General features: G+C 70.1%; 22 protein-coding genes. 11 read left to right on the top strand and 11 right to left on the bottom strand.

All coding sequences use genetic code 11. The annotated features are described in order from the left end of the window. Window positions 1-19 precede the first annotated feature (19 nt). Complete coding sequence (locus AC4GYY_RS04675) at window positions 20-523, top strand: tetratricopeptide repeat protein (RefSeq protein WP_491119053.1); 504 nt, start codon at window positions 20-22, stop codon at window positions 521-523. Here AC4GYY_RS04675 and rsmA read toward each other — a convergent pair. The 4 genes from rsmA to AC4GYY_RS04655 form a co-directional block, all read right to left on the bottom strand. Then, entirely contained in the window at window positions 484-1,335 is an 852-nt protein-coding gene (gene rsmA / locus AC4GYY_RS04670) for a 16S rRNA (adenine(1518)-N(6)/adenine(1519)-N(6))-dimethyltransferase RsmA (RefSeq protein WP_491119300.1), read from the bottom strand. The two genes, AC4GYY_RS04675 and rsmA, sit on opposite strands and share 40 nt — an antisense overlap. After that, complete coding sequence (gene pdxA / locus AC4GYY_RS04665; RefSeq protein ID WP_491119052.1) at window positions 1,335-2,330, bottom strand: 4-hydroxythreonine-4-phosphate dehydrogenase PdxA; 996 nt, start codon at window positions 2,328-2,330, stop codon at window positions 1,335-1,337. Before pdxA ends, rsmA begins: the two co-directional genes overlap by 1 nt. Window positions 2,331-2,334: 4 nt before the next feature. Continuing rightward, window positions 2,335-3,657, bottom strand: coding sequence for a peptidylprolyl isomerase (locus AC4GYY_RS04660; RefSeq protein ID WP_491119299.1), 1,323 nt, complete (start codon window positions 3,655-3,657; stop codon window positions 2,335-2,337). Window positions 3,658-3,772: 115 nt separating this feature from the next. Beyond that, complete coding sequence (locus AC4GYY_RS04655) at window positions 3,773-6,010, bottom strand: LPS-assembly protein LptD (protein WP_491119051.1); 2,238 nt, start codon at window positions 6,008-6,010, stop codon at window positions 3,773-3,775. Window positions 6,011-6,153: 143 nt separating this feature from the next. Here AC4GYY_RS04655 and AC4GYY_RS04650 point away from each other — a divergent pair, with 143 nt between their 5' ends. From AC4GYY_RS04650 to AC4GYY_RS04635, 4 genes are all read left to right on the top strand, one after another. After that, window positions 6,154-7,602 carry a leucyl aminopeptidase gene (locus tag AC4GYY_RS04650; RefSeq protein ID WP_491119050.1) on the top strand — a complete coding sequence of 483 codons (1,449 nt, stop codon included), beginning with the start codon at window positions 6,154-6,156 and terminating at the stop codon, window positions 7,600-7,602. After that, window positions 7,603-8,043 carry a DNA polymerase III subunit chi gene (locus tag AC4GYY_RS04645; RefSeq protein ID WP_491119049.1) on the top strand — a complete coding sequence of 147 codons (441 nt, stop codon included), beginning with the start codon at window positions 7,603-7,605 and terminating at the stop codon, window positions 8,041-8,043. It begins immediately after the preceding gene. 73 nt (window positions 8,044-8,116) lie between these two features. Further along, window positions 8,117-8,539 carry a nucleoside-diphosphate kinase gene (gene ndk, locus AC4GYY_RS04640; RefSeq protein ID WP_491119298.1) on the top strand — a complete coding sequence of 141 codons (423 nt, stop codon included), beginning with the start codon at window positions 8,117-8,119 and terminating at the stop codon, window positions 8,537-8,539. Window positions 8,540-8,627: 88 nt separating this feature from the next. After that, window positions 8,628-9,146 carry a GNAT family N-acetyltransferase gene (locus AC4GYY_RS04635; protein ID WP_491119048.1) on the top strand — a complete coding sequence of 173 codons (519 nt, stop codon included), beginning with the start codon at window positions 8,628-8,630 and terminating at the stop codon, window positions 9,144-9,146. A 12-nt stretch (window positions 9,147-9,158) separates the two neighbouring features. On the opposite strand, the gene AC4GYY_RS04630 is transcribed toward AC4GYY_RS04635, so the two are convergent. The 4 genes from AC4GYY_RS04630 to purM all read right to left on the bottom strand — a co-directional run bounded on the left by AC4GYY_RS04630 (window position 9,159) and on the right by purM (window position 11,910). Next, a complete protein-coding gene (locus AC4GYY_RS04630; RefSeq protein WP_491119047.1) occupies window positions 9,159-9,746 on the bottom strand; it encodes a hypothetical protein in 588 nt (195 codons plus the stop codon). Further along, a complete protein-coding gene (locus tag AC4GYY_RS04625) occupies window positions 9,743-10,114 on the bottom strand; it encodes an MmcQ/YjbR family DNA-binding protein (protein WP_491119046.1) in 372 nt (123 codons plus the stop codon). Before AC4GYY_RS04625 ends, AC4GYY_RS04630 begins: the two co-directional genes overlap by 4 nt. Beyond that, window positions 10,111-10,662, bottom strand: coding sequence for a phosphoribosylglycinamide formyltransferase (gene purN, locus AC4GYY_RS04620; protein ID WP_491119045.1), 552 nt, complete (start codon window positions 10,660-10,662; stop codon window positions 10,111-10,113). Before purN ends, AC4GYY_RS04625 begins: the two co-directional genes overlap by 4 nt. Before the next feature lie 141 nt (window positions 10,663-10,803). Next, on the bottom strand, window positions 10,804-11,910 hold the full coding sequence (gene purM / locus AC4GYY_RS04615) for a phosphoribosylformylglycinamidine cyclo-ligase (protein ID WP_491119044.1): 1,107 nt from the start codon (window positions 11,908-11,910) through the stop codon (window positions 10,804-10,806). Between the two features lie 63 nt (window positions 11,911-11,973). Between purM and AC4GYY_RS04610 the strand changes: the two genes are divergently transcribed. Genes AC4GYY_RS04610 through AC4GYY_RS04595 form a run of 4 tightly spaced genes read left to right on the top strand, consistent with a single transcriptional unit; the run spans window position 11,974 to window position 17,500 of the window. Next, a complete protein-coding gene (locus tag AC4GYY_RS04610) occupies window positions 11,974-13,200 on the top strand; it encodes a heavy-metal-associated domain-containing protein (RefSeq protein ID WP_491119043.1) in 1,227 nt (408 codons plus the stop codon). Window positions 13,201-13,239: 39 nt separating this feature from the next. Continuing rightward, complete coding sequence (locus AC4GYY_RS04605; protein WP_491119042.1) at window positions 13,240-13,854, top strand: HdaA/DnaA family protein; 615 nt, start codon at window positions 13,240-13,242, stop codon at window positions 13,852-13,854. After that, window positions 13,851-16,049: an RNA degradosome polyphosphate kinase gene (locus tag AC4GYY_RS04600; RefSeq protein WP_491119041.1), complete on the top strand. Its 2,199-nt coding sequence runs from the start codon at window positions 13,851-13,853 to the stop codon at window positions 16,047-16,049. The genes AC4GYY_RS04605 and AC4GYY_RS04600 overlap by 4 nt, the downstream gene beginning before the upstream one ends. Further along, the gene (locus AC4GYY_RS04595) at window positions 16,046-17,500 is read left to right on the top strand and encodes a Ppx/GppA phosphatase family protein (protein ID WP_491119040.1); all 1,455 of its coding nucleotides are present in this window, start codon (window positions 16,046-16,048) and stop codon (window positions 17,498-17,500) included. The genes AC4GYY_RS04600 and AC4GYY_RS04595 overlap by 4 nt, the downstream gene beginning before the upstream one ends. A 3-nt stretch (window positions 17,501-17,503) precedes the next feature. Here the strand turns inward: AC4GYY_RS04595 and AC4GYY_RS04590 are convergent, their stop codons facing one another. Both AC4GYY_RS04590 and AC4GYY_RS04585 read right to left on the bottom strand, forming a co-directional pair. Next, window positions 17,504-17,986, bottom strand: a complete 483-nt coding sequence (locus AC4GYY_RS04590) for an RNA pyrophosphohydrolase (protein WP_491119039.1) — start codon at window positions 17,984-17,986, stop codon at window positions 17,504-17,506. A gap of 63 nt (window positions 17,987-18,049) precedes the next feature. After that, window positions 18,050-19,063, bottom strand: a complete 1,014-nt coding sequence (locus AC4GYY_RS04585) for an alpha/beta hydrolase (RefSeq protein ID WP_491119038.1) — start codon at window positions 19,061-19,063, stop codon at window positions 18,050-18,052. A 41-nt stretch (window positions 19,064-19,104) separates the two neighbouring features. Here AC4GYY_RS04585 and AC4GYY_RS04580 point away from each other — a divergent pair, with 41 nt between their 5' ends. After that, window positions 19,105-19,992 (top strand): histone deacetylase family protein, encoded by an 888-nt coding sequence (locus AC4GYY_RS04580; RefSeq protein WP_491119037.1) that lies wholly within the window; start codon window positions 19,105-19,107, stop codon window positions 19,990-19,992. 86 nt (window positions 19,993-20,078) lie between these two features. On the opposite strand, the gene AC4GYY_RS04575 is transcribed toward AC4GYY_RS04580, so the two are convergent. Next, window positions 20,079-20,855 (bottom strand): SDR family oxidoreductase, encoded by a 777-nt coding sequence (locus AC4GYY_RS04575; RefSeq protein ID WP_491119036.1) that lies wholly within the window; start codon window positions 20,853-20,855, stop codon window positions 20,079-20,081. 137 nt (window positions 20,856-20,992) lie between these two features. Between AC4GYY_RS04575 and AC4GYY_RS04570 the strand changes: the two genes are divergently transcribed. Then, a complete protein-coding gene (locus AC4GYY_RS04570) occupies window positions 20,993-22,975 on the top strand; it encodes a 2-oxoacid:acceptor oxidoreductase subunit alpha (RefSeq protein WP_491119035.1) in 1,983 nt (660 codons plus the stop codon). Window positions 22,976-23,010 lie beyond the last annotated feature (35 nt).

The following is a 23,010-nucleotide window of genomic DNA, read 5'->3' as shown; positions in this document are numbered from 1 at the left end:
GCCGAAGCTGGAGCCGATCATGCGTTTCACCAGTGTCGCCTTCGCCGCTTCGCTGGCGCTGCTGTCCATCTCGACCTCGTTGTCGGGACAGGTGACCCGCGCGCCGGTCGATCCGAAGTCCGCGCAGCTGGTGGCCCAGGCCAAGGCCGCGCGCGCGGCGGGGCAGCTCGATGCGGCGGCGGACCTGCTCGAGAGCGCGGTCGCGGTCGACCCGGCGAACGACCGCGCCTTCGTGCTGCTGGGCGAGGTCTCGGCGGCGCGCGGCCTGCCGGGCAAGGCGATCCGTTATTATCGCGAGGCGCTGGCGCTCGTTCCGGGCGACGTCGAGACGCTGGGCGCGCAGGGAAGTGCGCTGGTCCAGAAGGGCGCGATCGAGCAGGCGCGGGCGAATCTGGCGAAGATCAAGGCGCTCTGCCGCGGCGCCTGCGCGCCCGCCACCACGCTCGCGGCGTCGATCGCCAAGGGTCCGCCGATCGCGACCGCTCAGGTGGCCAAGCCCAGGCCCGTCTCCGCCGCCGAATAGCGCGCCAGTTCGCACCATTCGGCGACGCTGACCGTTTCCGCCCGCCGGGTCGGGTCGATGCCGACACCATCCATCGCCGCCGCCGCTCCCGCGACGCCTCGCAGGCTCTGCCGCAGCATCTTGCGTCTTTGCCCGAATCCCGCCGCCGTCAGCCGCTCCAACGCGCGCAGATCGACCCCCGCAGGTGCCTCGTCCGGCACGATCGCCACGACCGCCGACATCACCTTGGGGGGCGGCGTGAAGGCGGATCGGTGGACCGGCATCGCGATCCGCGCCTTGCTCCGCCACTGCGCCAGCACCGCCAGCCGTCCATAGGCCGAGCCGCCGGGCGGTGCGACGATCCGATCCGCCACCTCACGCTGGAACATCAACGTGAGGCTCCGCCACCACGGCGTCCATGGCGCGGACAGCCATCGCACCAGGAGCGCGGTGCCGACATTGTACGGCAGGTTCGAGACGATATGCGCCGCCCCGTCGAACAGCCCCGCGTGATCGATCTCCAGCGCGTCGCCTTCGATCACCCGCAACCGTCCAGGGAATGCCTCCGCCAGTTCGCCCAGCGCCGGAATGCAGCGCCGGTCGCGCTCGATCGCGGTCACCCGCGCTCCCGCGGCGAGCAGCGCGCGCGTCAGTCCTCCGGGGCCCGGCCCGATCTCCAGCACCTCCTGCTCCAAGAGATCGCCCGGAAGCGCCGCGATGCGGGCAAGCAGTTGCGCATCGAACAGGAAGTTCTGCCCCAACGCCTTGGACGCCGCGAGCCCGTGGCTGGCGATGACCTCGCGGAGGGGCGGCAGCGGGAAGGCGGGTTCGATCACTCGACCGCGGCGGCGCTGCGCTGGCGCGCGGCCTCGCCCGCCATCCGGATCGCCGCGATCATCGCTCCCGGCTCGGCGAGGTCCTGCCCCGCGATCGCGAAGGCGGTGCCGTGATCGGGTGAAGTCCGGACGATCGGCAGCCCCAGCGTCATGTTGACGCCTTCGTCGAAGTGCAGCGTCTTTATCGGCACCAGCGCCTGATCGTGATAGGCGCACATCGCCACATCGTACCCGGCGCGCGCGCGCGGATGGAACATCGTGTCCGCGGCGAAGGGACCGGCGGCATCGACGCCCTCGTCGCGAAGCTGCGCGACGGCGGGTGCGATCACGTCGATCTCCTCGCGCCCGATCGCGCCGCCCTCGCCCGCGTGCGGGTTGAGCCCTGCGAAGGCGAGCCGCGGCTCGGCGATCCCGAAGTTCTTGCGAAGCCCCCGCGCCGTTGCATGGCCCTTTGCCACGAGCAGGTCGATCGTCAGCAGCCCGGAGACGCTGGCGAGCGGGACGTGGGTCGTGATCGGTACGACCTTCAGGGTCGGCCCGGCGAGCAGCATCACCGCATTCTCGGGCGCGATCCCGCAGCGTTCGGCCACGAACTCGGTCTGCCCGGGATGCGTGAAGCCGATGTCGTAGAGCTGCGCCTTGGAGACCGGCGCCGTCACCAGCGCGGGCGATGCGCCCGATCGCGCCAGTCCGACCGCGATCTCCAGCGCATGGAGCGCGGCGCGCGCGCCGTCGAGATCGGGCCGACCCGGCGTGATCTCGCCCGCGTCCTCGACATGCAGGATCGGCAGTGCGCGTCCGAACGCCTCGGCGGCCCCGGCGAGGGTGTCGACGCGCTCGATCGGCCCGCTCCACACCCGCTCGATCGCGCGTGCATCGCCGATCGCAAGGAACGGCCAAAGCGAATGGACCTCCCGCGCGCCCCATGCCTTGGCGATGATCTCGGGGCCGATCCCCGCCGGATCGCCGATCGACACCACCAGCGGCGACATGCGCTCAGCGATACTCGATGACCGCGTCGCGCCGCAGATCGCGCAGCGCGGTCTGGGCGCGCAGGTTCACCCGCTCCTGTTCGAGCTGACCCTGGATCTGATCCGCGCTCGGCAATGCGCCCGTCTGCGGATCGTCGCGCCCGCACAACACCAGCGCGCGCACGCCCTCGCCCGGCGAGCCGAACGGCGGCGTCGCCTCGCCGACCTGGAGCTTCAGCATGATCGTCTGGAGGGGGGCGGGCAGCTGGCGGATCGTGATCGTGTCGTTCGAGACGACTTCGGCGCCCAGCCCCGCCGCGACCTTCTCGACCGAACCGCAGCCCTGGAGCGACTTCAGCGCGTTGGCGAAATCCGCGGTCCGCGACGTCGCCTCCGCCTGGCTCACCCCGGCGCGGAAGTTCACCGTGATCTGCTTGAGGCTGAGCTTCGCGTCGCGCGGGTCCGCCATCAGCACCTGGCGCTTGTCCTGGAGGTAGAGGATCGAGAAGCCGCCCGGCAGCGGGATCGGCCCCGCGACCTGACCGACCTGCATCTCGCGCACCGCATTCGCGAGCGCATCGGGCAGGGTCGCGAGCCGGACCCAATCGAGATCGCCGCCGGTCGCCTTCGTCGACGCCTCGGAGAAGTTGCGGGCGAAATAGGCGAACGGCGCCTTGCCCTGCTGCACCTGCTGGAGGATCTGGCGCGCCTGGGCGAAGACCTGGTCGGCGCGGTCCGGGGTGGCGGCGAGATAGATCTCGCTGAGGTGGTATTCCTCGGTGCCCTTCGCCTGCTGGATCCGGTCGATGATCGCCTTCACCTCCTCGTCGCCGACATTGACGAGCGGCTCGATGCGACGGCGCAGGTACCGCTGCCAGGCGAGTTCGCCTTCGATCTGGCGACGAATCGAGCGCTCGGACGAGCCCTTGTCGCGCAAATAGGTCCGGAATTGCGCCGGCGTCATCTTGAAGTTGTTCGCGACCCGAGCAAAGCTCTGGTCCAGCTCGTCCGCGGCGATCGTGATGTCCGCGGTCTTCGCCTGCTGGATCTGAAGCGTCTCGTCGATCAGCTGGCGCAGCACCTGCAACCGGAGCCGCTCGAGGTCCTCCTTGGTCGGCGTGATGCTGTTGGCGGCGAGGATCAGCGCCATGCGCTGGTCGACGTCGGTCGCGGTGATCACGCTGTCGTTGACGATCGCGGTGGCCTTGCGGACGTTCGGGTCGACCTTGCCGAAGATCTGAAGGTTCTGCGGGATGTCGAGGTTGGTCTCCGGCACGTCGCCGTCGCGCACCGTACGGTCCTGCGCCGGCGTCATCGTCGCCGTCGCTGCCGCGAGGATCGCGCCCATCATCGCATGGCGCACCGCGCGCTTGCCGATCACTGCCTTCACGTCTGGTGGAATCCTCTTGCCCTGAACTGGGCGACTAGCGCCGCGATGTGGCGAAACTTGGCTGAACCGCCGCTTAGCGCCCCAGATTCTTGAACGCCAGCGTCAGCAGATAGCTGTTGCCCGCCTTCGCGTCCCCGACATTCTGATAATCCCGCTTGAACGTGAAGCCGAGCGTCAGGCAGTCGTCCTCATATTGCACGCCGATCCGGTGGCGCAGGGGATCGAAGCCGTCCGCGACCAGCAGCGTGTCCTCGTTCCGGTCGGTCAGATCGACGATCGTCGAGGCGAACGCGGACCAGAAGCGCGAGATCTGAACCCGACCGGCGAGGCGGATCTCCTCGCGGTCCTGCAGATCCTCCAGATCGAAGATGTTCCGGTTCAGGCGCAGGTAGCCCGCCAGAACGTAGGTCGACCGCGAACCGACCGTCGCGTCGACCTCGTTCCGCCGGATCGCCAGATCGTCCTTGTCGAGCCGGTAGCGGTGGATCAGCGAGACGAAATCGTCGTAGCGGATCTCGGTCCTCCCGACGATGTCGGAGAAGCGGTCCGACAGGCCGGTGCCGGGCGGCAGGATGGAGGGGCGCTCGTCCAGCCGGTAGCTCTGCCCGACCACGGTGTTGATCGTCACGCCGGGCAGGGTCAGCGCCCATTCCGCGCCGTAGGTGACGCGGCTCGAATCCTCCCACCGATCGTATCCGGGGAAGCGGTTGAGCGCGAACAGATTGGAATCCTCGAGGTCCACGGCGCGCGCGTCCTCGTTCGGGATCGCGAGGTTGGCCGTCTTGGGCGAGGCAACGATCTGGAGCCGCGGGGTCAGCCGCTGGGTGCCGCCGAAGAGCTCGCCGACGAACGGCCATTTCACGTCCGCCGCCAGCGCCCCGATCGCCCGCCCCCGGAAGCCGTCGAGTCCGCGGTAGAGCGGCGTCGCGGTCGAGAGCGTGTCGGCGGTGTTGTAGGCGTCCACCCGGCCGTAGGCCGTCAGCGTCACCTCCTGCCCCCACCGGGTCAGCCGGGTGAGGTCCCAGCGCAGGCTCGCGAAGGCGCGCTGGGTGTCCTGCCCGTCGCTGCGCGAAAGGGCGAGCGTGTTCGCCTGGACCTGGATGTTGCCGCCGAGCAAGGCATCCCGAAAGATCCGTCGATAGTCGAACTCCGGAAGGGCGACCGGCTGCATCCCCTGCCGATCGTCGACCCGGAGCGTCTGCACCGCCCAGCCCGCCAGCGACAGGTAACTGTCGGCGTCGATCCGCTCGAGCGCGGCGGTGGTTCGCAGCCGGTCGTCGTTGCTGATGTCGTAGCGGCGCAGGAAGGTGCGGTCCGTCGTCAGGCGGAGCGATCCCGACAGGCTCCACTCGGGGGTGAGCTGGAAGCGACCGACCCCGTCGAGATAGCCCCGGAACGCCTCGCTGGTGTCCGACGTGTCCGAATTGAGGTCGTCGCTGCGGCGGCTGACCGTGCCGTAGCCGGTGATCGTGTACGCGCCCTTGGCGCTCAGCGAGCGATAATTCGCCTGGAGCATCGGCAGCACGTCGGTGAAGACATGCGGAGTGATCGTCAGGCCTTGGTCTTTGCCGAGCGCGAGATAATAGGGGATCGCGACTTCGAAGCCGTTGACCCGGTTGATCCGGATCGTCGGCTGGAGCAGCCCGCTGTCGTTCGCGCCGTCGAAGCTGTGCGAGAAGCTGGGAAGCGGTACCGCGGGCAGCCCGAACAGATGGAAACGCGCGCCCGCATAATAGATGCGGTTGCGCTCCGGCCGGTAGGTGACCCGGACGGCGGTGATCTTCCACGACGGCTCCTTGGGGCAGTTGGCCAAATCGACGACCGGGCAGGCGGTGTAGGCCGCGTCGACCAGCGTCGCGTCGCCATTCTCCTGCCGCGTCCCGCGCTCCGCGGCGATCCGGCCGCCGCGCTTCAGCACGATCAGCATGTTGTCGACGACGCCGCCCTTGAGCGTGTCGGTGAGCTCGACCGAATCGCCATAGGCGATGTCGCCATTCGCGTTGGTCACCGCGACATCGCCGCGCGCGGTGACCTTTCCGGTGTTGCGGTTCCACACCACCGTGTCCGCCCGCAGCCGTTCGCTCTGACGCGCCATCCGGACCTCGCCCTTGGCGGTGACGACGTCGGCGTTGGTGTCATATTCCAGCGTGTTCGCGCTGAAGCCGATCTGATCGTCGCCCGCGGGCGCCGGAGCCTCGGCGGCGGCGGGCGGCGGCTCGGCCCGGTCGCCGAGCTGCTGCGCCCGCGCCGGGGTCGTCGCGAGCAGCAGCAGCGGCCCGGCGCAGGTCGCCAACAGATGGAAGCGCGTCACGATCGTCGTCGAACCCTTTTCACCGCGCGACCGCGATGTCCTGCGTGTGCGCCTATCGCATCGCGGCGAGGACATGAAGCCCGGCTTTACCCGGCGGCCGGGACGGGCCTAGAGCGAAGGGGATCTCATTAGGACCGTGACGCATGAACATCGACTTTCAGACCTCGCCCGCCGCCGACGCCGCGGTGATCGCGGTGCCGGTCCGCAAGGGCGCCGCGCCGGCCACCGCCGGTCTGGACGCTTCGACACAGGCGCTGGTCGCCGCCGCCGTCGCCGGGCAGCGGTTCGAGGGAGACTCCGGTTCGGTCGCGGACGTGTTCGTGCCCGGCAAGCGGCTGGTGCTGATCGGTGTGGGCGACGGCGATGGCGCCGCCTGGGAGAAGGCCGGCGGGGCGCTGACCGCGCGGCTGCTGCTCTCGGGCGCGACGGCCGTGACGATCGACCTCACGGGCGCGGACGCGAGCGCCGACGCGGCGGCGCGGCTCGCCGCGGGAGCGCTCCAGCGCGGCTGGCGGTACGACGCGCTCAAGACCAAGCTGACCGACAAGCAGAAGCCGACGCTGGCGACGGTGACGATCGCCGGCGCGCCCGACGGGACCGACGCCGCCTGGGAGAAGCTGGCGGCCGTGACTGCCGGCCTCGACCTCACCCGCACGCTGGTGACGCTGCCGGCGAACCTCCTCTACCCCGAGAGCTTCGTCGAGATGGTGACGAAGAGCGTCGAGGGCCTCGGCCTCGAGGTGACCGTGCTCGACGAGCCGGCGATGCAGGACCTCGGCATGGGTTCGCTGCTGAGCGTCAGCCAGGGGTCGCGGCGCGAGGCGCGGCTGCTCGCGCTCCGCTGGAACGGCGGCGGCGATGCCGAGCCGATCGCGCTGATCGGCAAGGGGGTGACGTTCGACACCGGCGGCATCTCGATCAAGCCCGCCGCCGGCATGGAGGACATGAAGTGGGACATGGGCGGTGCGGGCGCGGTCGCGGGCGCGATGAAGGCGCTCGCCACCCGCAAGGCCAGGGCCAACGTGATCGGCGTCATGGGGCTGGTCGAGAACATGCCCGACGGTCAGGCGACGCGGCCAGGCGACGTCGTCACCTCGATGTCGGGACAGACGATCGAGGTCATCAACACCGACGCCGAAGGGCGGCTGGTGCTGTGCGACTGCATCACCTGGGTGCAGCGGACGCACGGGGTGAAGACCATCGTCGATCTGGCGACGCTGACGGGCGCGATGATCGTCAGCCTGGGCAACGAATACGGCGGGCTGTTCGCGAACGACGACGCCCTCGCGACCGCGCTGATCACGGCGGGGGAGGAGGTCGGCGACAAGCTCTGGCGCTTCCCGCTCGCCGACGCCTACAACAAGCTCATCGACAGCCAGATCGCCGACATGAAGAACGTCGGGCCGCGCGGGGCGGGGTCAATCACCGCCGCGCAGTTCCTCCAGCGCTACGTCGAGGAGGGAACCAAGTGGGCGCACCTCGACATCGCCGGCATGGTGTGGAGCGACAAGGACGGGCCGACCTGGGCCAAAGGCGCGACCGGCTACGGCGTGCGCGTGCTCGACCGCTTCGTGGCCGACCGCGAGGGGTAGGTGCAGGTCGACTTCTACCACCTGACCGCGACCCCGCTGGAGCGCGCGCTGCCGCAGATCGCGACGCGGGTGGTGGAGGGCGGCGGGCGGCTGCTGATCGTCGCCGACGACGAGGCGCGGCTGGCCGCGCTCGACCGGCTGCTCTGGACCTTCTCGGCCGAGAGCTTCCTGCCGCACGCGCGGGCGGGGCAGGGGAACGACGCGGCGCAGCCGGTGCTGCTGGCGACGGCGGTCGAGCCCGCGAACGGCGCGCGCAACGTCGCGCTGGCCGACGGCGTGTGGCGCGACGAGGCGCTCGCGTTCGACCGCACGTTCCACTTCTTCGACGAGGACCGCATCCTCGATGCGCGGCGGGCGTGGACGGGGCTGGCCGGGCGCGAGGGCGTCGAGCGACGGTATTGGAAGCAGGACGACGCCGGACGGTGGCAGCAGGCGGCGTAGTTGCTTCCGCCGCTCGTGGCGGCTAGGGGCGCGCCAGTTTCCCGCAGTTCCAGCACAGGAGCCCGTGACCGTCATGGCCGCGACCCGTACCTTTTCGATCATCAAGCCCGATGCCACGCGCCGCAACCTGACCGGCGCCGTCACCAAGATGCTGGAGGAGGCCGGCCTGCGCGTCGTCGCGTCCAAGCGCATCCGGATGACCCGCGAGCAGGCCGAGGGCTTCTACGCGGTCCACAAGGAGCGGCCGTTCTTCGGCGAGCTCGTCGAGTTCATGATCTCGGGGCCGGTGGTCGTGCAGGTGCTGGAGGGCGAGGACGCCATGCAGCGCAACCGCGACATCATGGGCGCGACCAACCCGGCGAACGCCGAGCCCGGGACGATTCGCGCCGAACTGGCCGAGTCGATCGAGGCGAATACGGTTCACGGCTCGGACTCGGACGAGAATGCGGCGACCGAGATCGCCTATTTCTTCAAGCCGGAAGAGATCGTCGGCTGATGCTTATTCCGTTCGCCCCGCGCGAAGTCGAGGGGTCGGACGTCAGCCGTTGCCACGACTGCGCCCGGCACGACCGGGTGGCGGACTGATGCGTTGGGCGCTGCGGCAGGCGGTTCCGGCCGACGCTGCGGCGCTTTCGCTGGTCGCCTCGGCGACCTTCCTGGAGGCGTTCGCGGGCGTTCTCGACGGCGGCGACATCGTGGCGCACTGCGCCGCGAACAGCAGCGCCACCAAATTCTCCGGCTGGATCGGCGACTTCGACAGCGTCGTCGTGCTCGCCGAAGCGGAGGCGGGTGGAGCGCCCCTCGGCTACACCGTGCTCACCGCGCCCGACTTGCCGGTGGAGCCGCAGGACGCGGACATCGAGCTCAAGCGGATCTATGCGCTCGCGCCCACGCACGGGGGCGGGCTCGGACCGGCACTGATGGCGCGGGCGATCGACGACGCGCGCGCACGCGGACGGCGGCGCGTGCTGCTGGGCGTCTATGGCGGCAACGCGCGGGCGCAGCGCTTCTACGCCAAGCAGGGGTTTGCGGTGATCGGGACCCGCAAGTTCCTGGTCGGGCAGACCTGGCATGATGATCTGGTGTTCGCGCGCGACGTGTGACCCCTTGGCGCGCTAATCGCGCCTGCGCCGAGCCCAGGCCGTGTCGAGCGCCGCCGGCGAGGAGGTGCGGTCCGCCAGCGCGATCCCGGTCAGATCCACCTTGCGGCCCTGGAGCATCCGCCCGTGGGTGCTCCACAAGAGGTCGTACCGCGCCGTCGAGGTGCGCTTTGCGTCGCCGTCCCACCAGCCGACCGTGATCAGCACCGGCAAGCGACCGGTCTGTTCGTCGCGACCCTTGTCGGTCGCGGCCAGAAGGGCGGGCGCGAACCAGCTCGCCTGGATCGCCGGCCCGGGCATCGCGTCGTGCGCGGCGACCTTGAGCGCGGTCGGGAACCGCACGGTCGCCTCGGTCAGCGTATGCGCGGCATCGGTGAGCGCGAGCGTATCGCCGCCGCGCTGCGCCGCGCCGGTCAGGGTGGCGGTCGACTTGGTCTTGCTCTCATTCGCCTCGGCCCGCGCCTTCTCCGTCCTGTCCTCGCGCCAATCGGCCCATTTGAGATACAGTCCCAGCGCCCCGATGAGCAGGCCCGCGACCGCGACGAACTCGGCGAGGCTGATCCAGCGGCGGCGGGTGCGGGCCTGGTCCGAAGTCTCGCTCATCGTCCTCCGGCCTCCAGCAACCGTTGCGGGGCGACCAGTTCCCAGCTGGTCGCGATGCGATCGGCCACGCGGTTCCAGTCGGTGTCGTCGCGGTTCAGGCGGATCGACACCCAGCCCGACGGCCCCAGATAGGGCGGACGGAAATAGGCGTCGGGATCGTGCTCGATCAGCATCGCCTGTTCCTCGATGCCGCTGGTCTTGACGATCACCACCGTCTCGCCGTCGCCGTGATGGTTGTGCCAGAAATAGGCGAAGAACCGGCCCTTCTCGATGTGGAAGCCGGGCGAGCCGTGGCTCGGCCGCTCGGCGGCTTCGGGAAGCGCGAGCGCGATCTCGCGGATGCGGGCGAGGGCTTCGTCTGGGGTCATCGTGCGAGCCATTCCGAGAGAACGCGAGGGTAGAGCCGATGCTCCGCGGCGAGGACGCGCGCGGCGAGCGTCTCGGCGGTGTCGCCGGGTTCGATCGGCACACGCTCCTGACCGAGCACCGCGCCGCCGTCGAGCTCCTCGGTGACGAGGTGGACCGAGCAGCCCGCCTCGGCGTCGCCCGCGGCGATGGCGCGGGCGTGGGGGTCGAGCCCCTTGTACTTCGGGAGCAGCGAGGGGTGGATGTTGACGATCCGCCCGCGCCAACGCGCGACGAATTCGTCGGAGAGGAGGCGCATGTAACCGGCCAGCGCGATCGCCTCGACCCGGGCGTGGCGGAGGGCGGCGTCGAGCGCGGCTTCGTAGGCGGGCTTGCCGACGTCCTTGGGCGAGAGCGTGAAGGTGACGATCCCGCGCTCGCGAGCAAGCGCGAGGCCGGGGGCGGCAGGTTTGTCGGAGGCGACGAGGGCGACCTGGTAGCCTGTCGCCTGATCGATCAGCGCGGCCATGTTCGAGCCCCGGCCGGAGAGGAGGACGGCGATGGAGGTCATGATCGATCCTCCCCGGCATGGGGAGGTGGCAGGCGCAGCCTAACGGAGGGGGCTCTCCCCTGGCGATCCCGCCTGCGGAGAGCCCGCTCCACCATTCGCTGAATGCTCATGGTCCCCCTCCCCGTGCCGGGGAGGATTGTGTCAAGCATGGTGCGTCGCCGTCCAATCCGCCCTCGCGCTCCACGTCTCGATCGAGCCCCTCACCGTGCAGCCGCGCTGCCCCGCCTCGATCGTCCCAATCGCGTGCACCTCCTCGCCCGCTTCCTCCAGCACTTCGGCGACGGCGTCCGCTTGATCGAGGCTCACCACCACCGCCATGCCGATCCCGCAGTTGAAGGTGCGCGCCATCTCCTCGGGCTCGATCGCGCCCTGCGCCTGGAGGAAGCCCATCAGCCGCGGCTGCGGCCAGGCGTCGGCGTCGATCGTTGCGTGGGTGCCGCCGGGAAGTACGCGCGGGATGTTCTCGAGCAGCCCGCCGCCGGTGATGTGCGCGAGGCCCTTGATCCGGCCGGCGCGTAGCAGCGGCAGCAGGCTGGCGACGTAGATGCGGGTCGGCGCCATCAGCGTGTCGATAAGCAGCCGATCCTGATCGAACACCGCCGGGCGGTCGAGCCGCCAGCCGCGATCGGCGGCGAGGCGGCGTACGAGGCTGAAGCCGTTCGAATGCACCCCGGTCGAGGCGAGGCCCAGGACGACGTCGCCGGGCGCGATCTCCGCGCCGGTCAGCAGCTGGTCGCGCTCGACCGCGCCGACGCAGAAGCCGGCCAGGTCGTAGTCGCCGGGGGCGTACATGCCCGGCATCTCCGCGGTCTCTCCCCCGATCAGCGCGCAGCCCGCCTGACGGCAACCTTCCGCGATCGAGGCGATCACGCGCTCCGCGATCCCCTCGTCGAGCTTGCCGCTGGCGTAATAGTCGAGGAAGAACAAAGGCTCGGCGCCCTGGACGATCAGATCGTTGGCGCACATCGCGACCAGATCGACGCCGACGCCCTCGTGCCGGTCCCATTCGATCGCGAGCCTCAGCTTGGTGCCGACGCCGTCGTTCGCGGCGACGAGCAGGGGATCGAGGAAGCCCGCAGCCTTCAGGTCGAAGATGCCGCCGAAGCCGCCGAGGTCGGCGTCCGCCCCGCTCCGCCGGGTGGCGCGGGCCAGCGGGGCGATCGCGCGGACGAGTGCGTTGCCCGCGGCGATCGACACCCCCGCGTCGGCATAGGTGTAGGGGCGGTTGCGGCGGGGGTCCTCGGTCATCGGACTGCGACTACCCATAACGCGCTTGGATTTCCACGCCCGGTTCGCCAGAAGCGCCGGCACATGCGTTCGCGTCTCCTTCTCGCCGCCGCCGCCGTCGCGCTCGCGACGGCCGGCGCGGTCTATGCCCAGATCGAAGGCGGCGATCGCGGGGTGGTGCCGATCGCGAACACCGGCGACTATGAGGTGTCGAACATCCTGGTCGACGTGTCCGCCAAGACGCCGGAGGCCGCGCGCTACGCCGGATGGCGGATCGCGCAGCGCAAGGCGTGGCAGCAATTGTCGCAGCGGCTCGGCGCGGGGGTCGGGCTCGTCAGCGACGGCACGCTCGACTCGGTCGTCACCGCGATCGTCGTCGGCAGCGAGCAGATCGGACCGACCCGGTACATCGCCCGGCTGGGCGTGTCGTTCGACCGGGCGCGCGCGGGCGCGATCCTGGGGGTCGCGGACGCTGTCCAGCGCTCCGCCCCGATGCTGGTCGTGCCGATCGAATGGTCGGGCGGGGTGGGGCAGGTGTTCGAGGGGCGGACGCGCTGGCAGGAAGCGTGGGCGCGCTATCGCACCGGCAACAGCGAGATCGACTATGTCCGCCCGGCGGGCACCGGGGCCGACGGGCTGCTGCTCAACGTCGGCCAGGCGGAGCGGCCCGGGCGCGGCTGGTGGCGGACGATCCTGGACCAATATGGCGCGTCGGACGTGCTGATCCCCGTGGTTCGGCTCGCCCGGCAATGGCCCGGCGGTCCCGTGATCGCGACGTTCGAGGCGCGGCACGGGCCCGACAACACGCTGCTGACATCGTTCACGCTGAAGGTCGGCTCGGCGGCGGGCCTGCCCGCTCTGCTCGATGCCGGCGTCAAGCGGCTGGACGTCGCCTTCGCGCAGGCGCAGCGCGAGGGGCTGCTCGGCCGCGATCCCGGACTGCGGCCGCCGCCCGCGATCGAGGCGACACCGACCGACGACGCCGTTCCCGACGAGGCGGTCGTCGGCGATGCGGGCGTGGCGACGGTCGCGATCACGCTCCAGTTCGACACGCCGGGCGCGGGCGCGGTCAACGCCACCGAAGGCGCGGTGCGCGGGATCCCCGGGGTATCGGCGGCGGCGACGAGCAGCCTCGCGCTGGGCGGGGTGTCGCTGATGGCGGTCACCTACGGCGGTCCGCCCGAGGCGTTCAAGGCGGCGCTGGAGGCGCGCGGCTGGCAGGTGTTCGGATCGGGGACGACGCTACGCATCCGGCGCGCGCCTCAATTGCTCCCGCCGGATATCGCCGCCGACAATGCGACGGCCGGGTGATCCGTTCATGTCCGTTCGCGTTCACGAACGGTCGGGGCGATGAGCAGCCAGATCGCGCTGCCGCTGGAATGGCCCGCCGATCCGCGCGACGATGATTTCCTGGTGACCGGATCGAACGCCCGCGCCGTCCATGTCCTGGAGCATTGGGCGGCATGGCCGGTGATGACCGCCGTCCTCGCCGGGCCGCGCAAGTCGGGGCGCAGTCTGCTCGCGCGGATCTTCGTGGGTAAGACCGGCGGGGCGATGATCGACGACGCCGAGTCGCGATCCGAGACCGAGCTGTTCCACGCCTGGAACCGGGCGCAGGCGGATCGTCGGCCGCTGGTGCTGGTGGCCGATGCGCCCCCGCCCGAATGGCAGGTCGGCCTTGCCGATCTGCGCTCGCGACTGGCGGCGAGCCCGGTCGCGCGGATCGGACCTCCGGACGATGCGTTGGTGGCGGCGTTGCTGCGGCGGCAGTTCGGCCGTCGCGGGCTCGATGCGCGCGAGGAGCTGATCGCCTGGCTGGCCGCGCGGATCGAGCGGAGTCATATCGCGGTCATGAGAACCGTCGATGTGCTCGATGAGGTGGTGCTCGCGGGGCGCCGCCGCCTCACCGTACCGCTCGCGCGGCGAGTGCTGACCGAAGCCGCTCTGATCGAAGGAACGCCGTGACCGCCCCCGTCCACATCCAGCGCACGCTGACCGACGAGGAGCCGTTCGCGGCCCCGGACGGAGAGCGCTACTTCAATCGCGAGCTGTCCTGGCTCGCGTTCAACCGCCGGGTGCTGGAGGAGGCGTGCAACCCCGCGCACCCGCTGCTCGAACGGGTGCGCTTCCTGTCGATCTCGGGATCGAACCTCGACGAGTTCTTCATGGTCCGGGTCGCGGGGCTCAAGGGCCAGCAGATGCAGGACGTCGAGCAGCGATCGACCGACGGGCTCACTCCGAATCAGCAGCTGGCGGCGATCACCGCGGAGGCGGACCGGCTGCTCGCGAGCCAGCAGGAGGTGTGGCACACGCTGAGGCGCGAGCTGGCGGAGGCGGGGATCACCGTCCTCGGCTCGCACTCGATCGGAGCGGCGTTGGGAACTGAGGATTCAGCCTGGCTCGAGACCCATTTCCGCGAGCAATGGTTTCCCATCCTCACCCCCCAGGCCCTCGACCCCGCGCATCCGTTCCCGTTCATGCCGAACAAGGGGCTGGCGGTCATGTTCGACCTGGTCCGCCTGTCCGACCAGGAGCCGATCCGCGAATTGGTGATGCTGCCGGCCACGACCCCGCGGTTCATCCGGCTGCCGGGGGAGACGGCGCGCTACGTCGCGATCGAATCTCTGCTCAAGCGGTTCTCGGGGATGCTGTTCCCCGGCTATTCGGTGACCGGCGCCGCCGAGTTCCGGGTGCTGCGCGACAGCGATATCGAGATCGAGGAGGAAGCGGAGGACCTGGTCCTCACCTACGCCCGCGCGATCAAGCGGCGGCGGCGCGGTCGCGTCATCAGGCTCGAGCTGGAGACGGGGATGCCGGAGGCGCTGTCGTCGGTGCTCCGCGACGAGCTCGGCGGTGACGCGATCGTCACCGAATCGGGCGCCTTCCTCGGGATCGACGACCTGTCCGCCCTGGTTGACGAGGACCGGCCGGACCTCAAGTTCACCAGCTACACCCCGCGCTTCCCCGAGCGCGTCCGCGAGTTCGACGGCGATTGTTTCGCGGCGATCAAGGCCAAGGACATCGTCGTCCACCATCCGTACGAGACGTTCGACGTGGTGCTCGCCTTCCTCAAGCAGGCGGCGGCGGACCCCGACGTGGTCGCGATCAAGCAGACGCTGTACCGTGCGGGCAAACAGTCGGCCGTCATCAACGCGCTGATCGCCGCGGCGGAGGCGGGCAAGTCCGTGACCGCGGTCGTCGAGCTCAAGGCCCGGTTCGACGAGGAGCAGAACATGCACTGGGCGGCGGCCCTGGAGCGCGCGGGCGTCCAGGTCGTCTATGGGTTCATCGACTGGAAGACCCACGCGAAGGTGGCGATGGTGGTGCGGCGCGAGGCGGACGGGTTCAAGACCTACTGCCACTTCGGCACCGGTAATTATCATCCGGTGACCGCGAAGATCTACACCGACCTGAGTTTCTTCACCGCCGATCCGCGCGCCGGGCGCGATGCGGCGAAGATGTTCAACTACATCACCGGCTACGTCGAGCCGCAGGGGATGGAGCTGGTCAGCCTGTCCCCGCGGAACCTGCGCGAGACGCTGCTGGCGCGGATCGACGCCGAGATCGCGTTCGCGCGGGAGGGCAAGCCCGCGGCGGTCTGGGCCAAGATGAACAGCCTGGTCGATCCGGCGATCATCGAGAAGCTGTATGACGCGAGCGCTGCCGGGGTCGAGATCGACCTCGTCATCCGCGGCATCTGCTGCCTGCGCCCTGGCGTCCCCGGCATGTCCGAGCGGATCCGGGTCAAGTCGATCATCGGGCGCTTCCTGGAGCACAGCCGGATTGCAGTGTTCGGCAATGGCGAGGCGCTGCCGGGCGACCATGCCGTCGTCTACATCTCGTCGGCGGACTGGATGCCGCGCAACTTCGACCGGCGCGTCGAGTACATGCTGCCGATCGAGAACGAGACGGTTCACGACCAGATCCTGGATCAGGTGATGGTCGCCAACCTGCTCGATACCGAGCAGAGCTGGGAGCTTCAGCCCGACGGCGGCTATCTCCGCGACGAGCCGGGCGACAAGCCCTTCAACCTGCACCGCTATTTTATGATCAACCCGTCGCTCTCCGGGCGCGGCGCGGCGCTGGAGGCCGGGGTCGAGGTGCCGCACCTGTCGTTGCGGCGCCGGACCAAGGACCGGAACGAGGATGGGGGCGCTTGAGCGAGCGGCGCACTGCGATCATCGACATCGGATCGAACTCGATCCGTCTCGTGGTCTATCAGGGGCCGCCGCGGCTGCCGGCGATCCTATTCAACGAAAAGGTGCTCGCCGGGCTGGGACGCAGCTTCGCGGCGACGGGCGCCATCGACGCCGAGGCGATGACGGTCGCCGCGACGGCGCTGGCGCGGTTCGCCGGGGTCGCGCGCGAGATGGTCGCGGACGAGGTGCGGACCGTCGCCACCGCCGCGGTCCGCGACGCTAGCAACGGCGGAGAGCTGATCGCGCTCGCGGCCAAAAACGGGCTCACCGTCGAGCTACTGACGGGCGAGCAGGAGGCGACGGCGGCGGGATACGGCGTGCTCTCCGGCATCCCCGACGCGGACGGGATCGTCGGCGACCTGGGCGGGGGCAGCCTGGAGCTGGTGCGCGTCGTCGCGGGCACCGTGACCGATCGCGCGTCCTTTCCACTGGGCGTGCTGCGGCTCGGCGCGCTGCGGGACGGGACGACGAGCCGGCTCGCCGCGACGACCGCGCAGCTGCTCGCCGACGCAGGGTGGACCGACCGGGCCAAGGGGTTGCCGCTGTATCTGGTGGGCGGATCGTGGCGGGCACTGGCGCGGCTCGACATGGAGACGACCGGCTATCCGCTCCCCGTCATCCACCAATATGCGCTGCCGCCCGCCACGGTCGCACGGCTCGCGCGGACCGTGCCGCAGATGGCGAAGGCACGGCTGAAGGACGTGCCGGGGCTGTCGTCCGGACGCATCCCGACGCTCGCCGATGCGGCGGCGCTGCTTGCGGTGCTGATCAAGGAGCTGCGGGCCGGCGGAACGATCGTCTCGGCTTACGGCCTGCGCGAGGGGTTGCTCTACGGCGCGCTGGATCCGGCGACGCGCAGCCAGGACCCGCTGATCGTCGCCACGCGCAATGAGGGCGAACGCTTCGGACGGTTTCCCGAACATGGCACGCTGCTGGACGAGTGGATCGCGCCGCTGTTCGAGGGCGACGCGCCCGAGGCGGCGCGGCTGCGCGAGGCGGCCTGCCACCTGGCCGACGTCGGCTGGCGCGCGAACCCGGAGTTCCGGGCGGAGCGCGGGGTCGAGATCGCGCTGCACGGCAATTGGGTCGCGATCGACGCCGCCGGACGGGCGCGGATCGCGCAGGCGTTGTGGACGAGCCTGGGCGGAGCGTCGACCAGTCCGGAGCCGATCGGCCGGCTGGCGGACGCCGCCGGGCTCGCACAGGCGACGCGCTGGGGCTTGGCGATGCGGTTGGGGCAACGGCTGAGCGGCGGGCTCGCGGGCCCGCTCCAGCGATCGAGCCTCAGCGCCGCCGACGGCGCGGTGCGGCTGCATCTGCCCAGCGCCGATCGCGCGCTCTACGGCGAAGCGGTCGCCAAGCGCCACGTCGCGCTGGCGCAGGCGATGGGGCTGCGGGCGGAGCTGGCGTAGGACTCAGGCTCGCAGGTGGTCCGCGAACGCCGCCAGCACCTGCTCGTACAGCACGCGCTTGAACGGCACGATGATGTGCGGAAGGTCCGCAGGGTCCGCCCAGCGCCAGGCGCGGAACTCCGGTTGCTCGGTCGCGATGGTCACGTCGGCATCCTCGCCGGAGAAGCGGTAGAGGAACCAGCGCTGGCGCTGGCCCCGGTACTTGCCCTTCCAGACCTTGCCGATCAGCTCGGGCGGAAGGTCGTAGGTCAGCTCGTGCGGAGCCTCGGCAACCAGCTCGAGGTGCTCGGGGGCGATCCCCGTCTCCTCGCCGAGTTCGCGCACGGCGGCGTCGCGAGGGTCCTCGCCGGGGTCGATCCCACCCTGCGGCATCTGCCACGCCTCCAGCGTGTTGTCGATCCGCTGGCCGACGAAGACCTTGCCCTCGCGGTTGAGCAGCATGACCCCCGCACAGGGGCGGTAGGGGAGGGTGGCGGGATCGGTCATGCAAACGTCCGTTCGTGTCGAGCCAAGTCGAGACACCAACGGCGAGGGGGCGTCAACCGATCCTCATCCCGCCGCCTGCCGCATCACGCGCGCGCCTTCGGCCTCGACGATGACGTCCTTGAGCGCGGCGAGATAGCCGGCGACGTCGCCCTGGCTCGAGGGGATCGCCTGGCGCAGCGTGATGAAGCCGTGGACGTTGCCCACCGCCTCGCGGAACGTCACCGGCACCCCGGCGAGGATCAGCGCGGACGCATAAGCGCGGCCTTGGTCGCGGATCGGATCGAGGCTGGCGGTGACGACCACCGCGGGCGGCAGCCCGACGAGGTCGCCCACCATCGGCGACCCTTTCACGTGCGTCGCCTCGGCCTGATAATGGTCGGCGAACCAGATCATCGTGTCGCGGGTGAGCAGATAGCCGTCCGCGAACTCTCCGAAGGACGGATATTCCTTGGTCATGTCGGCCGCGGGGTAGAGCGGGGCCTGGGCGATCACGGGGACGGCGGCCGGATCGTCGCGCAGCGTCATCGCCGTGACGATGGCGAGATTGCCGCCCGCGCTGTCACCGGCGAGGACCAGGCTGGTCGCGGTGCGGCCGAGGTCCGCGGGGTTGGACGCGACCCAGCGCGCCGCCGCCTCGCAATCGTCGGGCGCCGCCGGCCATTTCGCCTCGGGCGCGAGGCGGTAGTTGACCGAGACGACCGGCAGGTCGAGCTGGCGCGACATCTCGGCGGTAAAGCTGGCGTGGGTGTCGATGTCGCCGATCACGAAGCCGCCGCCGTGGTAGAAGACGACGACCGGGCCGGGCTCGCGCGTCGCCCGGCAGTCGAACAGCCGCGCTTTGACCGCGCCGCCGGGCCCGGGGATGGTGAGGTCGACGATGGTGGCCAGCTCGCCGACGGGGGGATCGGCCACGTCCTTCATCGCATGATACATCTGACGGGCCGTGGCCGTGTCGAGCTCGTGCGTCTTCGGGCCGGGGACGCTGTTGAGGTAATCCAGGAAGGCGCGCACGTCGGGGCGGACGAAGGGGCCGCTCTCCGCCGTCGTCTGCGGGCGTTCGATCGTCGTGTCGGTCATGCGGCTCTCCTCCGTCTCGATTTGCGACCTACCTTAGCGTGGTGATCCGAGTCGTCCACCACCCCGCCTACGTCGCCGAAGCGCCGGCGCGGTCCACCTACCGCTGGGGCAAGAACGGCGCGATCCGCGACCTGCTGTGCGAACGAGGCGACGTGGCGTGGCACGAACCCGAGGCGATGCCGCGCGCCTGGCTCGAGGCTGCGCACGACCCGGACTATGTCGAGGAGGTGCTGTCCGTGCAGGTGCCGCGCGCAAAGGAGCGGCGGATCGGCTTTCCGGTCACCGAGGCGGTCGCGCGGCGCGCGGCGATGGTGCCGGGCGGGACCTATCTCGCCGCGCGGCTGGCGCTGGAGCATGGCTTTGCAGCGAACACCGCGGGCGGGAGCCATCATGCGTTGGCGGACACCGGCGCGGGCTATTGCGTGTTCAACGACCTGGCCATCGCTGCGATCCGGCTGGCGGACGAGGGGGTGCGCGTCGTGGTGGTGGATGCCGACGTCCATCAGGGCGACGGCACCGCGGCGCTGTGCGCGGGGCGCGCGGGGATCGCGACCTATTCGATCCATGCGGAGAAGAACTTCCCGGCGCGTAAGGCGCGATCGACCGTGGACGTGCCGCTGGCGGATGCGATGGGAGACGACGCCTATCTCGAGGCGCTGGGGGCGACGCTGACGCCGTTTCTGGACGAGCACCGGCCGGCGCTGATCCTGTATCAGGGCGGAGTCGATCCGTTCGGGGGCGACCGGCTCGGCCGTCTGGCGCTGTCGGACGAGGGGCTGGCGCGACGCGACCGGCTGGTCGCGTCGCTGGCGCGCGCGCGCGGGCTGCCGCTCGCGAGCACGGTCGGCGGCGGCTACGGCGACGACGTGCTCGCCATTGCGCGGCGGCACGTCGACGTCATCGTCCGGTTGGCGGAGGCGTTCGAGTAGCGCGGCGTCCCCGCGAAGGCGGAAGCCCGCAGCCGCGAGCGGTGCGTCCCGTAGCGCTTGGTCCCCAAATCCGCGAGCGGACCTGCTCAGCTGCCGGGCTGCGCCGCCCGCGCCGCCCGCGCACTCTCGTTGAGCATCCGGAAGGTCTGGTCGAAACGGCCTTCGGCCTCCGCCGAGCGCAGCATCGCCGCCCGCTCGACCGGGATTTCCTTGGGCGTGGGCTGCTTTGCGAACTTGGCCATTGCTTCGTCCAGGAACGCCTCGAGCGGCATGTAGCCGGGGCGGTTCTCCTGGCCCGGCGTCAGCCCGGTCTGGACGCCGGGAGGCGACAGCTCGATCACCTCGACGCGGCCCGCCAGCGCATCGCGGAGCGAGACCGAATAGGAATGCATCGCCGCCTTGGTCGCGCAATAGACGGCGGCGTCGACCAGCGGCACGAAGGCGAGGCCTGAGGTGACGTTGACGATCGCGGCGTTGGGCTGCTGCTTCAGGTGGTCGACCAGCGCGTCGATCAGTCGGATCGGACCGAGCAGGTTCGTGGTGATCGTCTCCTGGGCGGAGGTGAGATCGCGCTTGGCGTCGATCGGCTCGATCCGCATCACCCCGGCGTTGTTGACCAGGACGTTCACCTCCGGATGGGCGGCGAGCAGACGCCCGGCGAGATCCGCGATCCCCTCGGCGCTGTCGACGTCGAGAACCAGCGCGTGCATGCGCTCGCGGCCCGCGCACGCCCGCTCGAGCGCCTCCCGGCGCCGGCCGGCGACGATCACGGTATTGCCGGCATCGTGCCACCGATGCGCCAGCCCTTCGCCGATCCCCGATCCGCCGCCGGTGACCAGGATCGTGTTGCCGCTCGTCCTCATCGTCTCGCTCCTTGCTAGGCGGCGGGCACTTGGGAGCGAAAGCGAAGGTTGCAAGCCCATCGCATCGTTCTACCTTGTTCGAGCAGTGGTCCGCATCCTAGAGGACGCCCCGAGCAGACGTTCCACAGGACAATTGAATGGCGACCGCCGCCCACGAAGTGACGCCCGCGGAGGCATCCGCACACCCCCAAGCCGAATCGATCGTTGTCCGCTTCGCCGGGGATTCCGGCGACGGGATGCAGCTGACGGGGGGACAGTTCACGCTCTCGACGGCACTCGCCGGCAACGATCTGGCGACCTTCCCCGATTTCCCCGCCGAGATCCGCGCGCCAATCGGCACGCTGTTCGGCGTGTCGGCGTTCCAGATCAACTTCGGCTCGACCGCCATCGAGACCGCGGGCGACGAGCTCGACGTGCTGGTCGCGATGAACCCCGCCGCGCTCAAGACCAACGTCGACGGGCTGAAGCCGGGCGGGCTGATCATCGCCGACGCGGGCGAGTTCACGAAGCGCAATCTTGAGAAGGCCAAGTACGACGGCGACCCGCTGACCGACGGAAGCCTCGCCAAGTGGCAGGTGCTGGCGTTCGACATCTCGGCGCTGACGATCGACGCGGTCAAGCCGTTCGGGCTGGGCAACAAGGACGCGCTGCGCTGCAAGAACATGTGGACGCTCGGGCTGGCGCTCTGGATGTTCGACCGCCAGCGCCAGCCGCTGATCGACTGGCTGAAGGCGAAGTTCGCCAAGGCGCCGACGCTGGCCGAGGCGAACATCGCCGCGCTCAACGCCGGCCACGCCTATGGCGAGACAGCGGAGCTGGCCGGGCCGATGAAGCAGCATCACGTCGCCGCGGCGCCCGTCGAGCCGGGGCTGTACCGGACGGTGACCGGAGCCGAGGCGATCTCGATGGGGCTGGTCGCGGGCGCGCAGCTCGCCGGACTGCCGATGTTCTTCGGCGGCTATCCGATCACCCCGGCGTCGGCGATCCTTCACTATCTTGCGCGGCTGAAGGAGTTCGGCGTCACCACCTTCCAGGCGGAGGACGAGATCGCCGCGATCGCCTCGGCGATCGGCGCGTCCTACGCGGGGCAGCTCGGCGTCACCTCATCGTCGGGGCCGGGCATCGCGCTCAAGGGTGAGGCGATGGGGCTGGCGATCATGACCGAGCTACCGCTGGTCATCGTCAACTCGCAGCGCGGCGGCCCCTCGACCGGGCTGCCGACCAAGACCGAGCAGTCGGACCTCTACCAGGCGGTCTATGGCCGCAACGGCGACGCGCCGATGCCGGTGATCGCGACCCGCTCCGCGAGCGATTGCTTCGACGTCGCGATCGAGGCGGTGCGGATCGCGACTCGCTACATGACCCCGGTGATGATCCTGACTGACGGTTATATCGCCAATGCCGCCGAGCCGTGGAAGGTGCCGGATACGAGCGCATACGAATCGTTTCCGGTGACCTTCCTCGAGGAGGTGCCCACCGAAGGGTTCCAGCCCTATTCGCGCGACGAGAAGCTCGCGCGGCCCTGGGTCAAGCCGGGCACGCCGGGGCTACTCCACCGTATCGGCGGGATCGAGAAGAAGCAGGGCACAGGCAACATCGACTATTCGCCCGCGAATCATCAGGAGATGACCGACACGCGGCGGTTGAAGGTGGAAGGCATCGACGTGCCCGACCAGAAGGTCGAGCTGGGCGAGACCTCGGGCACGCTGGCGGTCGTCGGCTGGGGGTCGACCTTCGGGCCGATTCACCAGGCAGTGCGCCGGGCGCGGCGGCGTGGCCTGGACGTGACGCATATCCACATCCGTCACATCTGGCCGATGCCGAAGAATATGGGTGCGTTGTTGGGAAATTTCGATCACATCCTGGTCCCGGAGATGAACACGGGACAACTCAAGACGGTGTTGCGCGACCAGTTTCTTGTCGACGCCAAGCCGCTCAACAAGGTGTCCGGTCAGCCCTTCCGCATCAGCGAGATCGAAGCGGCGATCGCTGGCTATTTCGGGGGCGGCGAGGCGTTTGCAGGCGGCGAAGTGGCGGCGGACACGGCGCAGCTGCCCGATCCGGTGGCGGGGCACGACGACGGCTCGTTGCGGGAGCACCACTCGCCGCAGTCCGCCTGACTTGATCGCCGGGGCGCGCCGCTTGCGTCGTTATC

This window comes from Sphingomonas sp. SP6 (genome assembly GCF_058313435.1).
This window is presented reverse-complemented; position numbering and strand designations above follow the sequence as displayed.